This window comes from Planctobacterium sp. AWH2_060 (assembly GCF_056158425.1).
Genome location: NZ_JBSWTG010000001.1, coordinates 2203105 through 2217469, shown reverse-complemented (window position 1 = coordinate 2217469; position 14365 = coordinate 2203105). Strand labels below are relative to the sequence as shown.

Below are 14365 nucleotides of genomic sequence, written 5' to 3'. Positions count from 1 at the left end.
TATTGAAATATCGGGAGGTTCGGTATCATTCCGATATATATTGGTATTAATTGATTAACAAGGATGTGTCTTGTTATCTCGTTTTGTATTACTTTTAGTGTTTTGTATGGCCCACACATGCGGGTGGGCTTCTGATAAATTAAAAGCTAACAGTTTTGGTTATGTAGATGCTCTGATTTGTGAAGGATGTCACGTTGAGCAGGCCACAGGTTTTAAGTCAGTTGGAATGTCACAGTCCTTTCGGCTTGCATCGCCTGAATGGTTAACACAAGAAAAGCGAGATGGTTTACCCTTTTATCATCAGCCCTCTCAACGCTATTATGATTTTGTTGTACGTGATAACGCTCTGATATTTTCGCGCTATCAACTTGATGGGAGTGGTATTCCGGAAAATAAGATAGAAATCCAGGTTGATTATCTTTTAGGTTCTGGCAATAAAGTCGTTAGTCCTCTATATCGAACAGAGAATGATGAATTATACGTATTGCCTGTAAATTGGTATTCTGAAGGTGGCTTTTGGGAAATGGCACCCGGCTACGAGCAAAAACATCACTATGGTCTGTCGCGTAAGGTTCAGCGCGAGTGTATGTTTTGCCACAATGCTTACCCATTTGAGGGAATGGAGCGCGACACTTTTATTCACAGAGATATCTTTCCGCAAACATTACCTGAGGGAATCGATTGCCAGCGCTGTCACGGCCCTGGAGAGGCACATGTCAAGGCACTTCTCGGTGGTGTTGCTGATATTGAAACTGTTCGCAACGCAATTGTTAATCCCGCAAAACTTCCCGTTCAAGAACGAGATTCTGTTTGTTTTCAATGCCATATGCTGCCTGCAGTTAGTATGGTAGGTTCGCGTAGGTTTGACCGTGGTGATTATTCGTTTCGGCCAGGACAAAAACTATCTGAATATTTAATTCATATGGATCCTATCGACAATAATATAAGTAAGGAGCAGAGATTTGAGATTAATCATCATGGTTATAGATTAACAAGCAGCGCCTGCTTTTCTCAGTCCAAAGGTGCCCTTACATGTATCAGCTGCCACAATCCTCACAAAAAAACGTCGCAAAACGAATTTATTAAGCGTGTGGACAATATTTGTGTGAGTTGTCACCAAAATACTCATCAGCAGGTGGAGTTCCAAATGACCTCAACAGAAGAAACTTGTGTAAGCTGTCATATGCCCCAACGTCGCACTCAGGACGTTATTCACGCGGTGATGACAGATCATCGCATTGGTATCTTCAAATCCAGAGATGGATTAAGCAATCCCCTGAAGAAAAAAGAACCAGACCTGATTGGGTTGGATATTTTGGAGCAAGAACTGAAGTTGGATGCCTTAGAAGGCGACATATACCGTCTTGTTTCCATATTGCGGGCTGTACCTTCGGCTACTTATGCGCGCTATCTAAAATCGCGTCTTCAGCAAAGCAACTATTCTCAGCTTATTCCCTATATGGTGCTAATTGAAACTCAGGTGCAGCTAAAGCAATTTAAAGAGGCAAGTGAAACCATTAAGTATGTTAAGCATAGATTTGGAAGTAATAGTAGATTAAGTGAGCTTGATGCCCTTAATCGATTGAGCTCCGGAGATCTTGAAGAAACGGAGCGAATATTTAACTGGTTGATTGAGCAAAATGCGAAAGATGCTGAACTGTACTTTAATTATGGATTACTCAAATATCGTAAGCAAGATTACGTCGCAGCTTTTGATTTTTTCGATGCGGCTATTCAACTTAGAGAGAACTTTGCAAACGCAGCTATGTACAAGGGATTAAGTAAACAAATGATGGGGCAACCAGAAGCTGCAATCCAGTTTTTTAAACAGTCATTACAAATTGAACCCTTGCTTGATAGAAGTTATCAACAATTGATTACTATTTACCATAATCTGCGTAATAGTGCAGATGCTAAGCGGTATTTTAAACTTGGATTAAGGAACGCAGTTGATACCGCAGGGATTCAACTTATTGCACAGCAGCCTGGTAAATCTTATCTTTTGGAGGAGGACAGTGGTGAATAACAAGTTCCAAAAATTATACAGTAAACTCTGCTCAGAGGATAAAATGACCAGTCGATTTTCTCGGTTTTTCTACCGTTCGTGCTATTGCGCTAAAAGTGTTTGCGTGAATTTCGCATTAATCTTAGTCTATGTAATGCCTGTAAGTGCTCAACAAGAAGCTTTTCGATTTGATAATGTAATTAGTCATATTGAAGCTTTAGAGAGTGTTCGAGATCCAAAGTGTTATGCAACTGCATCCCGTCTTGAAGACTTTATTTATGGCACGCCTTTAGAAAATGAGGCGCGGTTTACCAAAAACCTTTTACAAAAAGAGTGGTTAACCCATTTTTGGTCAAAAGCATCGGAGGAAGCCAACCTATCAGGTTTGGATGAAATCAACCAAGACCTCATTATGAAGGTGACAAACCCGGTAATAAGTTGGCGACTATTAGACTCTGGTCATTGGTCGGTGAAATTAGGTAATGAAAAAAGCCTTATGATACATAAAGACGATAAACGTCAATACAGTACTATCGCTTATTCACTCCGGTCACTGTTGGGCGTGCAACAGGAGCTTCTTTTAACTGACCAGTCGCATGAGTTTTTACCACTGACAAGTGCCGCAACTGACACGTTTGCTGATTCTCTGGACTTTTATTTGTTGAGTGTTTTGCAAATCGCTGACCATCAGGCCCGTCAAAATAATCAACATGAAATTAGTGCAAAGCTATTGGAGAGTGTTTGGGATGCGTTAATTTCTTTGGAAGCGAACTCAAAATCTAAAAATGTTCAGGTTACAACTCAGCCACGTGAAGTTATCAGGCCTGTTATGTTTAACCAAGTCGTGGAACAGAAAATCCGCTCTTATCGACAATACAATGAGCTTAATAATCAGATTTTTGTGCGCAATTTACAGGTGTTTTTTGCTCGCAACCGCTGGCCTGAAGAGGGAGCTGAGGCCACTAAATTTAGGCAGCAGTTTACCGAGAGCGTTATTGACTTTGCCGGTGATTTATATAGAGGTGCACAGGAGCTTGCATTAAAGCAAAATCGCAATCTAATTTTAGAAGAAGATGTTTACCAGTATGCGCAGTCGGTTTTACCACACATTATCAACGAATATGAGGATGCGATTTTTTTTCCACAATTATCGGCAAGTCAACGGGTCACTATTGAAGCTTATGATATGGATGCTTTTCGAGATAGCGGCATTCATTGGCGATATCTTCAGTTTGCTATTGATGACAGTAGATTTCCTATCTATTTGGAACCTGATCCATTTGCCGCGGAGTTATTGGTCGAAAATATAGCTCAGTATGGGGTCTTGGTGTTGAGAGTTATGGGGGATATTGGTCGTGAAAGTGGCAGTGAGCGAATCAAGCTGTCGCATTTCATTGATGCGGTAAATGCCGTACATTATTTTTCAAGGGAGAATCAGAAAGCTAAAAACTCTCACGCTAAAAGGTCAGAATCAGGAGTAGTCAGTGTTTTGTCAACGAATGTTGATTCTGAAAAACGTACTCATGATTCAGACTCCTTATTTACTGACGCAACAGAGGAAAGTGGGGTCAGCTTTATGCACCGCTCATCTGATTGGTTGAGCCGGCGGTTGAGAAGTTATCTGACGATTGATGATGGCGTGGGTACAATTACCATTCCACCTGCGTTTGGAGGGGCTGGACTGGCTGCAGGCGATATTAATAATGATGGTTTTGATGATGTACTGCTATTGGGCGGATTAGGTAATCGACTCTATCTCAATAAAGGTATAGGGCAGTTTGAGGATATCACGGATACATCCGGTCTCGACTGGAAGCGGCCTGCGGACAATCTTCCAGGGGAAGCCCGTCAGCCTATAATTGCGGATATGGATAATGACGGTTGGCAAGATATAGTCATCACCTATGTTGATGATTCTCATCGTGTATACAGGAATAAAGGTGACAATACCTTTGAAGATGTTACAAAAAAATCAGGTCTTGGTGGTAAGGGACTCGTAGGAGGACCGGCAACGGTTTTTGATTACGATGGTGACGGCTTATTGGATATTTATATCACGTACTTCGGAAATTATTTAAAAGGTGTGCTGCCCACTTTGAAAAGGCGTAACAGCAATGGATTACCAAATCGGTTATTTAAAAATTTAGGAGGGTTTATCTTCAAAGATGTAACCCAAGGAAGTGGCGTTGACAATACTGGTTGGGGGCAGGCAGTGACACACACTGACTTTAATTCAGATGGAAAGCAAGACTTGGTTGTTGGTAATGATTTTGGTGTCAATGCTTATTACAAAAACTTGGGCAACGGCAAGTTTGTCGATGTAGCTGCGGATCTTGGTACTAACAAACCTTCTTATACAATGGGTATCGGTCTGGGGGATTTAAATCAGGATTCGATATCTGACGTTTACATTTCAAACATTGTTACCATGAATAAAGATGAAAAGTACGTATTGCCATCAGCTGATACGGAAATGAAGTTTAATCCTGAAAAACTAGCCAGAATGCGCGTTGTAGAAGCGAATGATTTGTTCTTGTCTAGAATTGATGTTGGCTCTGGATTACAGTTTGAATTGAGCGATAAAGTAGGGCGAGGGTACTCTTCAACAGGTTGGTCATGGGATGCTGATTTTTTTGATTATGATAATGATGGTGATGATGACCTTTACGTCCTAAATGGTATGAATGACTACCTGGTCTACAGTCAGGAAAATCCCTATTATCAAGATCCGATAAAAAGTCGGGAATTGAATGTGTTATACCCAAAGTCAGATAAAGAAAAGAACGTGTTTTTTGTCAATGAATCCGGGATGCTCAACAATACCAGCAAGGATAGTGGACTCGACTTTACTAGTAATGGTAGAAGTGCAATATATCTGGACATAGATAATGATGGGGATTTGGATATCATTACAAACGATTATCATGAGAAGTCTAGAGTTTTATTTAACAATGCTGAAAAGTATGGAAACAATTGGCTTAAGGTGTCCTTGATCGGTAGCCCGACAAAAGGTGTAAATCGAGATGCTATCGGTTCAAAAGTTATCGTTAAGACTGCTGATGGTTATATTCGAACAAGGGAATTGAGTAGCACAATTGGATATATGTCTGTTCACACGAAGCAATTGCATTTTGGATTAGGAAGCCATGAATCAGCACAAGTTACCGTCATTTGGCCCAATGGCAAATATAGTATATTGAACAATATCAAAGTAAATCAGGTTGTTAATCTAAAATATGACACCGAAACGGCTTTGGCAGCTCAGATTAAGCTTTGAGAAAACAACTATTATGTCGTCCGGGGAGAGAGCACTTGATTAAATTTTTGTTACTCTGTTGCGGGCTCTTTGGAATATTCGCAGTAACGGCAAATTCAGAGGACGTGGTTTTTTTACCTCCTGTTGCGAGTGATATCGATGCGTCCGATTTCCAGGTTTATCGCTCTAAGTACTTAGAATTAAATCAGCACAGCGAGAAAAGAAGCAACCAAACACTGTATGTAAACTCATTGGTTCTAAGTCAATCTCCTTACTTGTTAAAACACGCCAATAATCCAATTAATTGGAAAACTTGGGCCGAGCCAAATATCCGGAGCGCAGCCATACAAGATAAACCGATTTTTCTATCAATTGGTTTTTTTGCCTGTTACTGGTGTCAGGTTATGGAAAGCGAAAGTTTTCAGGATTTGGAAGTTGCCGAGGTATTAAACTCAAATTTTATTTCACTGAAAGTAGATAGGGAAGTTTTACCACAGTTGGATAGTTATATGACGGCAGCGTTAACTAAAGTTAAAGGAGAGGCAGGGTGGCCTTTAACTGCTGTTTTGACGCCGTCTCAGGATATTATCTTCATAGATTCTTACCTGACAAAAACAGAACTATTAAATTTATTAAAAAAAATTTCCGATACATGGCAACACAATCGAGCACTAATTAACAAGCAAAAGGCAATGTATCAGAGAGCACTAAAAGAAGTTAGCTATGCGCTGGCGAAAACCACTGGAAGTGAAATTGATTGGGAAGGGAATTTCCACCAACTAAAGAATCAGCTTGATCTACAAAATGGTGGACTTTCTGGAGCTCCAAATTTTCCAGAAGCTAGCCTTTTACTGTTGTTAATCGATTCTTTGCAACGTTCGCCAGATGCGACATTAGAAGCGGCCCTTAGCATTCATTTAAACAGTATGATGCATAAAGGACTCTATGACCCGGTTTTTGGTGGATTTCATCGATATACCAGTGACTCTGAATGGACAATTCCACACTATGAAAAAATGCTTTATACCCAAGCATTAATGCTCGAAGTGTACAGTAGGGCTTATCGTCTGCATTCCAATAAGCAATACAAAACTACCGTTCAGCATACTTTAGGTTTTGTTAAACAGTTTTTGTCTACTGGAGAAGGCCTGTTTATGGGATCTGTTGATGCTTCATTTGATGGAGTAGAAGGTGGTATGTATCTATATAGTCAACAGGATATATCGCGTCTCGCTGAGCTAGTAAATGGACAAGAGCAACTGAAGTTATATAAAAATAAGGAGTTGTACGGAATTCACTATGCCGGTAACAACATAAGCAATCAGGAACCTTTATTTGCTAAATTAAGAGCTTTAAAAGACGTTAAAAAAGTCAAACTGGATAAAAAGGTTGTTGTTGCCTGGAATGCGCTTCTCATATCAGGATTGAAAGAAGCCTTTGTTAGCTTTGGAAGCAAAGACTTTCAAAAACTAGCTGTGACAGTCGGAAGGGCACTGTCAGAAGACTGGCAAAGGCATGGCAAGTTGAAACGTATTGTAAATCATGGAGAGGATGGTACTCCAGCAAGTATGGAGGATTACGCTTTTTTTTTAAGAGCTTTGCTTGATTTGTACGATATTACTAGTGAGCAGCGTTGGCTAAATTTTTCGGTATCATTGTTAAAAGAGATGATAGCGGAATTAGAGGGTGAAGATAACCAGTTGAGATTTTCCAACGAGCACGGTAGTGACAAGTATAAAATTGCTCTTATTGACGGTGAGTTACTTAATGCCAAAGCAGTGATGTTACAGAATTTACAGCGCTTAAATAAAATAAATATTGGGGGCAGTAATAATTTGATACTCGACACTCTTCAGCAGGAATTAAGTAATTCGGTTTCGAAAAATTCACTAAATCAATTATACGCAAGCAGAGTGATAAAGGAGATGGTGTTAGGGAGTCTGGAGCCGATTCAGTACTTTGCAAAGGGGAATGGGCGGGTTGAGATTAGGCTTCAGGCAAACGGTTCTTATGCTATGTTAGTTAATATGAAAGAGGGGTGGCACATTAACTCTCATGTGCCTTTGGATGACGATTTGATTGCCACTCAATTGGTCGCAAATGAACAAGCGGAAACTCAAGCAAAAGTGTATTTCCCGGAACCGAAAATTAAAACCTTCGGTGACACAGGTAAACCAGTCTCGGTGTTTGAAAAGCGCACTGCATTGATACTTTCTGGCTATGAACAACAAGTCTCATTAACTGTTCAGGCTTGCTCAACAAGTCTGCGATTGTGTTTGCAACCTGAAACACTACGATTTTATTTGACAGATCAATAAAGGGGATAACATTGTTCGCTTGTTTTAAATGTGACTCTTACTAAATCAAGTTACCATATAAAAGGAAGTCAGAAGCTGTTTACTTATGGACATTTCAATATTCGGAGGCAATTAGCGTTTTTAATAACTTGTTAACAAGCATAAACAGCTTATAATACGAATCAATTATCTTTGTCCACAATAATAATGTGCGGACAAAAGTCAAAATATTCGCTAGCCAAGTATTCTGGAAGTAGCGTTTGAGGCGTGGACAGAATTCCTTCATATTGAGCATTCTTGTTTTCATTTAATCGAGTGAAGCACTTAACTTGAGTTCTAAACTATTTTGTTAACAGACAATATTAAAATGGGAAAAGCTTTTTATTTAGATAGAGACGGAGTAATTAATCACGATTTTGGCTATGTTGGTTCAAAGGCGCGTTTTGAGTTTATTGATGGTGTTTTCGAAGCATGCAGGCTGATAATGAACCAAGGGTTCCAAATCGTAATAGTTACAAATCAGGCTGGAATTGCCAGAGGTTACTATGATGAAGAACAATTTAAAAAGCTTAATGATTGGATGTTAATGCAATTTAAATTGCATAACATTGTAATTACTGAGGTATACCATTGTCCGCACCACCCTGACGGTATTGTTGAACAATACCGTCAAGATTGCGACTGCCGAAAGCCGAAGCCAGGTATGATATTAAAAGCTGCTAATAAACATCATATTAATCTCTCAGAGTCTGTAATGGTCGGTGACAAAAACTCTGACCTTGAAGCGGGTAGGCGCGCGGGTGTAGGTACATTAGTCGGGGTTGAGTCTAGGTATGAACTGGATTTAGCCCCAGGTGTTGTTAGTTATAAAAGTTTGTTAGAAGCGGTTGAAACACACTTCATAACTCATACATTAAATGTTGAGTAGGCTTTTTATGATACACTCGATATTTGATGGGATATCCTTTAAGAAGGATTGGAAGCGTTCTCTAAGATGAAGTCAAATTATCTGCTCTTATACGATTTTATGCTTGCCAGAGGAGGTGCTGAAAAGCTTGCTCAGGAACTATTAGTTTATTTCAATAATATGGATTGCCAGGTCGCATTTGTTAATCGTTCATTATTCCCCGACAACGAAATGGCAAATAACAAAATTGAATCATTAGTAGAGCATACCAGTGTAAGAGGCTGGCAGATATTGAAAGCCGCATTGGCGTTTAAAGGTGCACGTGTTAAATGTCAAAACTACACTACAGTTGTTTTTAGTGGTGTTTGTGCTCCTCTTGCGGTCGAAAACTGTCCATCAGATGTCGACAAAATATTGTATTGTCACACTCCTCCTCGCTTCATATATGACTTAAAAGAATATTATCTTGAGCAAAGTTCATTTATTGGAAAGCTCTTGATTCGATTCTTGATTTCTTATTTACAACCGAAGTATGAGTCAGCGATCGGAAAAATGGACTTAGTTGTAGCGAACTCTAAAAATGTACAAAAAAGATTAAAAAAATATTTAGGTGTTGATTCGTTAGTTGTATATCCGCCATGTAATACCGGTGATTATTATTGGAAGGAAGCAAAAGGTTACTACCTGTCAACAGCAAGACTGGAGCCTTATAAGCGGGTCGATTTAATCATTGCGGCATTTAGAAAAATGCCAGAAAAAAAATTGATCATAGCATCTGGTGGAAGTGATGAAGAGAGATTGAAAGAACTGGCGAAGGGAGCTGTAAACATTCAGTTTTCAGGCTGGTGCGAGTCAGAAAAGCTCTATTCGCTAGTTAATGAGTGTATAGCAACCCTTTATTTACCTATTGATGAAGATTTCGGAATTTCTCCAGTTGAGAGTATGGCGGCTGGCAAACCTGTTATTGGAGTTGACGAAGGGGGCGTTGCAGAAACTGTAGTTCACGGTGAAACTGGAATTTTGTTGCCAGCTTTACTGTCTGAAAAAAACATTATTGAGGCAGTTAATGCATTATCTGCAGAGAGAGCTCGGCAAATGAAACTGGCCTGCGAGCAACGAGCAAATCTGTTTTCCACTGAGCATTTTTTGGATGAAATGAGGATGATTTTGAGCCGCCGAAGAGGGGACGAGTTGGTTGGCATCTTGCGATCTGATAGTGGTGATTTGCTAAGAGATGTAACTAATTAAAAGCCTATACCTATGAGTGCTGAACGTATTTGTGTTGTTATTCCGGCGAAAAATGAAGCTGCAGCTATAGGGCGCGTACTATCGGATGTGCGTGATTCCATACCTGGAGATGCTGTCATTGTTATCGATGATGCCAGCGATGATAGAACATCGGATATAGCAAAGACGTCTGGGGCAATGTGTGTGTCTCACATGGAAAGTTTAGGGGCTTGGCAGGCAACTCAAACAGGGTTAATTTACGCCAAATCATTGGGCTTCACCAGGGTAGTGACTATGGATGCCGATGGGCAGCATTTGGGGAGTGAAATTCGAAAGTTAATAGAAGTCATGGATTCAGATAGCTTACCTGATGTGGTTATTGGCTCTTTTGAAAAACGAGCATCATTGGCGAAAAAAATCGTCTGGAACTTATTTCGTAAAATTTCTGGAGTGAAAGTTGATGATATAACTTCTGGCTTTAGAGTATACAACAAAAAAGCGCTTGAGCTTTTGGTTTCGCAAAGAGCGAGTTTGTTGGAATATCAAGATGTTGGTGTTTTGTTGTTACTCAAATCATCAGGCATAAAGATCAGTGAGGTCCCTGTAAAGATGGATAAGCGTTTTGATGGCGAATCCAGAATATTTTCTTCTTGGCTGAAAATCCTTTACTATCTGACTAGTACCTTGATTATCAGCCTTTCTAAAATTCTTCATAAAAATGGCGAACGCTAAGTTGAATCGAATCTATGACTATTTTTAATCCTCAAATAGTTTCAACAATTTTGGCCTTGACCATTACTTTTTCCATTTTTTGGCTAATCAGAAAGGATTACCTAATTCAAAGGGATGGCATAAAATGGATAGTAATAGCTATTGGTGTATTGCTTTACGGCGTTAACCCCTCAATTAATGACTCCATCGGCTTAGTTTTGGGTATTAGTTATCCACCTATCATAGTGGTGTTGATAGCGCTAGCAGTAATACTACTTAAATTATTAGTTGCAGACATTGAACGAGCAAAATTACAAATGTCGGTAACCAGATTGATTCAAAAAATTGCAATTTTAGAGTCAAAAGTTGATATGGACACCGAGTTAACAAAGGAACATTCTGACAATGGAAAATAGTCAATTTGACTACAGCTTGCACAGCTTATTTAAATACCTGTATAGTAAAAAAGTGCTGATAACAATAATCCCATGTGGGATTGTGCTGATAACGGCATTGTGGGTATTAAGTCTTCCCAATACTTTTCTGAGCGAAACCACGTTGTCACCCACCGAAGAGGCAAGTGGTGGTGGCCTGAATAATTTAACCGGGCAGTTAGGTGGTCTTGCATCTCTGGCTGGTATTTCTCTCGGTGGTGATTCTGCCGATCAAGTGACGGTGGCTCTTGAGATCATTAAGTCTCGGCAGTTTTTAGCCAGCTTTGTAAATAAATATAATTTAAAGCCCGAGTTAATGGCCGCTACAGAGTGGGATGCAAATACAGATACCTTAATTCTGAATGAAGATTTGTATGATGCTAATGCTTCTGTCTGGACGCGACCTGTAAAAAATGGCAGACCGGCAGAGCCCACAGATCTGGAAGTCTATGAGAGATTTATTCAGATATTGGGAGTAGAGCGAGATAGCACTACCGGATTGATTAAGCTCTCACTAGAGTTTTATTCACCGGCACTGGCGCAGGAATGGTTATCCCTGCTTATCAATCAGCTTAACAGTGATATGCGTCGCCGGGAAATTCAATCAACAAAAGAAAATATTGAATATCTTGAGTCAAAAGTAGAGCAAATTGGTGATATAGAAATGAAAACGGTGTTTTTTCATCTGATTCAAGAGCAAACCAAACAGCTAATGTTGGCCGAAGTAAGAAGCGATTTTGTATTTACCATCATTGATCCTCCTTATAAACCAGAATTAAAACATGCACCACGTCGTGCATTGATTTGTCTAATAGCCGGATTTTTAAGTGGTTTTTTAATAGTGGCTTGGTTTACGTTCATTTTCCTGATTTCACCACGCCGCAATTAAAGTGAATTAAGTTGGGTATGTATTCTCTGAAGAGATTTCTTGCGACCGAGGCTACTGCTTTTGCTTCAGATTCAGCCTATGTTGAGTTTCAACGTAGGCACCTTTTTGAAAATGTCTTGCTATTTTTGTTGGGCATTTATCTGTTTATAGATACTGTAAATGGTTTATTCGTAAAAACCCTGGGGTTACCGAATCTTTTGTCAGCGTTATATAAGCAGGCGTTGTTTGGATTAATGCTGCTGTTCGCATTTCAATTTGAACTTCGGCGTTTTTTTTGGTGTCTGTGCTGCATAAGTCTGGTTTTTCTGTGGGGAATCCTCAGGTTCTTTCTGGTGGATAATGTCTGGTTTTTGTTGGCGTTCCAGGAGTCGATTAAAGTCATTTATCTGTTTGTGATGGTTCTGGTAGTCAGTTCCTTTAAACACTTTACAATAAAAAAATTAAATCTCATTTTACTGTTCTGTATTGGCATTATTTTCTTAAATGTCATTTTTGCTTTAGTCGGAATAGGACAATCCACCTATCAGGGATTTGGCGCTAAAGGTTTCTTTTATTCCGGGAATGCGGTTTCCGGCGTTATTGTTATTTGTGCAGCCTGGTTTTTAACTTTGACGTTTAAACGCTCGGTTATGCAGTTTTTGATGATCATCCTGATTTTGTCAGTCGTTGCTTTATTGGTTGGAACCAAAAGTGGTTTTTTAGGGGTATTACTATGTGCCGGATTGGTGATTGTCATGCATATGGATGCGCGGGCCTTGGCTTATGGTTTGGTATTACTGTGTCTAATGCTCTTGGGTGTGTTTTCTTTTGGTGAGCAATTATTGGAACAGCCACTGTTTCAACGAGTTTTATTTTTTTACGATAACGGTGGGATAACCCGAGTATTGTTTTCCGGACGAGATGTAAAGCTTATGGCGATTTGGCCCTTGTTCGAACACGCTGATGCCTGGCAATGGCTGCTGGGGCTTGATATGGAAGCTATGCAACGACTAGGGGTTACACGAATAGAATTTGACTGGATGGATATGCAGATTAACTTCGGGATCTTGTTATCCTCGGTTGTTTATTTGGGATATTGGGTACTATTCAGTCGCCTGTTAATTCAGCCTAAATCGACTGTAGTGTCTGCGGCTATAATTGCTTTCCTGGTTTTAATTATGGTGTCCGCGATTGCTGGGCATGTGTTATACAATGGTATGGTGACGCCTTTGTGGGCGGCGCTGACAGCGGCAGCCTTAAATCCAATTATCAGTAACCCGTCATTGCAGCCCGCTACCCATCAACAAATGGATATTGACAGTTAAATGCTTAAGAAGCTTTCTTCTTCCAATCTTGCCGTAATCAAAAACACCAATTGGCTGCTATTTGAAAAAGCCATATCTGCGCCTTGTGGGTTAATTCTGAGTATTGTTTTGGCCCGCTATTTAGGGACAGACTTATTTGGCAATTATAATTATCTTGTCGCCTTAGTACTGATTATCGTTCCACTGGCGGCTTTAGGCTTAAACGCAATTGTAACAAGGGAGCTGGTAAATCACCCGGAAAGTCAACATAAGATCATGGGAACTGCGCTTGCGGGGCGTTTTATAGGTACCAGTATAGGAGCCTTAGTTTTGGTTGCTATTGCATTATGGGACGATCCCGCCAATAAATACCTTGTTATCTGCTTAGCAGTAGGGCAATTGTTTAGCGCATTTACGGTATTTAATTTCTGGTTCCAGGCAAAGATGCGCAACAGTCACGCGGTATTTTCCCGCTTAATCGCTTTGTTCATTGGTCTGAGCTTAAAACTATTGGCGGTTTATTTAGACCTCGGAATTCAGGCGTTGATATTACTGTATAGTTTAGATTTTCTGCTGGTCGCTGTTTTTAATCTTGTTTTTTACCTGAAAGATAGAGAATTAACGGAGCCGATGGTAATTGAAAAGCAGCGATTGCTTAGTCTGATTAGTCAATCTAAGTGGCTTATTATGTCGAGTGTTGCTGCGGTGATTAACCTTAAAATTGATATCATTATGTTGCAGCATTTAAGCTCGTCTGCCGAAGCGGGTATTTATTCAGTTGCTGCTCGTATTTCTGAGTTGTGGTTTTTTATCCCAATCGCAATAACTGCCTCATACTTTCCTGTTCTTCTGAAAAAGAAAACTGAAAGCTTAGACTTGTATCACAATAGTCTGCAAAAACTGAATGATATCTTGATGGGGATGGCAGTTGTCATTATCGTGCCTACATTATTGTTATCAGAGTTTTTTATTGTTTTACTCTTTGGTGAGGAATATCGAACCGCTGCGTTTATGTTAAATATTCACATTTTCGGTGGCATATTTATATTTATGCGTACGTTGCTCAGCAAGTGGTTGATAGCAGAAGGAATACTGCGTTTTTCTCTGGTTACTCATGGGATAGGTGCTGTATGCAATGTCGCTGCAAATTATTTCTTTATTCCTGAATACGGGGGAGTAGGTGCTGCATGGGCTTCAGTTTTTTCCTATGCGATGGCGTCTTATTTCGCACTGTTTTTTGCAGCAGCTACCAGACCAATGGCAATGGTAATGACAAAAAGCTTACTGATGCCATTCAGATACCTTTTACCGACAAGGCGAGGCAAAACCTAATCCGCTACAAGTTGGCAAAGGCGG

10 protein-coding genes are annotated in these 14365 nt (G+C 39.9%); all 10 read left to right on the top strand.

The features are described 5' to 3' along the window. The first annotated feature begins 70 nt into the window (after positions 1-70). The 10 genes from ACXAD8_RS09420 (at position 71) to ACXAD8_RS09375 (ending at position 14341) form a co-directional block, all read left to right on the top strand. The gene (locus tag ACXAD8_RS09420) at positions 71-2026 is read left to right on the top strand and encodes a cytochrome c3 family protein (RefSeq protein ID WP_475227662.1); all 1956 of its coding nucleotides are present in this window, start codon (positions 71-73) and stop codon (positions 2024-2026) included. Next, positions 2019-5282, top strand: coding sequence for a CRTAC1 family protein (locus ACXAD8_RS09415; protein WP_475227660.1), 3264 nt, complete (start codon positions 2019-2021; stop codon positions 5280-5282). Before ACXAD8_RS09420 ends, ACXAD8_RS09415 begins: the two co-directional genes overlap by 8 nt. Positions 5283-5317: 35 nt before the next feature. Further along, complete coding sequence (locus tag ACXAD8_RS09410) at positions 5318-7579, top strand: thioredoxin domain-containing protein (protein WP_475227657.1); 2262 nt, start codon at positions 5318-5320, stop codon at positions 7577-7579. Between the two features lie 346 nt (positions 7580-7925). Further along, positions 7926-8486 carry a D-glycero-alpha-D-manno-heptose-1,7-bisphosphate 7-phosphatase gene (locus ACXAD8_RS09405; RefSeq protein WP_475227654.1) on the top strand — a complete coding sequence of 187 codons (561 nt, stop codon included), beginning with the start codon at positions 7926-7928 and terminating at the stop codon, positions 8484-8486. Positions 8487-8552: 66 nt separating this feature from the next. Then, positions 8553-9713: a glycosyltransferase gene (locus ACXAD8_RS09400; RefSeq protein WP_475227651.1), complete on the top strand. Its 1161-nt coding sequence runs from the start codon at positions 8553-8555 to the stop codon at positions 9711-9713. Between the two features lie 12 nt (positions 9714-9725). After that, complete coding sequence (locus ACXAD8_RS09395) at positions 9726-10424, top strand: glycosyltransferase family 2 protein (protein ID WP_475227649.1); 699 nt, start codon at positions 9726-9728, stop codon at positions 10422-10424. A gap of 14 nt (positions 10425-10438) precedes the next feature. Then, positions 10439-10819: a DUF2304 domain-containing protein gene (locus ACXAD8_RS09390; RefSeq protein WP_475227646.1), complete on the top strand. Its 381-nt coding sequence runs from the start codon at positions 10439-10441 to the stop codon at positions 10817-10819. After that, entirely contained in the window at positions 10809-11726 is a 918-nt protein-coding gene (locus ACXAD8_RS09385) for an LPS O-antigen length regulator (protein WP_475227643.1), read from the top strand. The genes ACXAD8_RS09390 and ACXAD8_RS09385 overlap by 11 nt, the downstream gene beginning before the upstream one ends. 332 nt (positions 11727-12058) lie before the next feature. Beyond that, a complete protein-coding gene (locus ACXAD8_RS09380; RefSeq protein WP_475227641.1) occupies positions 12059-13030 on the top strand; it encodes a hypothetical protein in 972 nt (323 codons plus the stop codon). Further along, positions 13031-14341, top strand: a complete 1311-nt coding sequence (locus ACXAD8_RS09375) for a flippase (RefSeq protein WP_475227638.1) — start codon at positions 13031-13033, stop codon at positions 14339-14341. Positions 14342-14365 lie beyond the last annotated feature (24 nt).

What these genes read in the sequence shown, in the direction of transcription:
- ACXAD8_RS09405 (WP_475227654.1), top strand. Translation starts at nt 7,926, where the DNA reads ATGGGAAAAGCTTTTTATTTAGATAGAGACGGAGTAATTAATCACGAT.
- ACXAD8_RS09400 (WP_475227651.1), top strand. Translation starts at nt 8,553, where the DNA reads ATGAAGTCAAATTATCTGCTCTTATACGATTTTATGCTTGCCAGAGGA.
- ACXAD8_RS09395 (WP_475227649.1), top strand. Translation starts at nt 9,726, where the DNA reads ATGAGTGCTGAACGTATTTGTGTTGTTATTCCGGCGAAAAATGAAGCT.
- ACXAD8_RS09390 (WP_475227646.1), top strand. Translation starts at nt 10,439, where the DNA reads ATGACTATTTTTAATCCTCAAATAGTTTCAACAATTTTGGCCTTGACC.
- ACXAD8_RS09385 (WP_475227643.1), top strand. Translation starts at nt 10,809, where the DNA reads ATGGAAAATAGTCAATTTGACTACAGCTTGCACAGCTTATTTAAATAC.
- ACXAD8_RS09375 (WP_475227638.1), top strand. Translation starts at nt 13,031, where the DNA reads ATGCTTAAGAAGCTTTCTTCTTCCAATCTTGCCGTAATCAAAAACACC.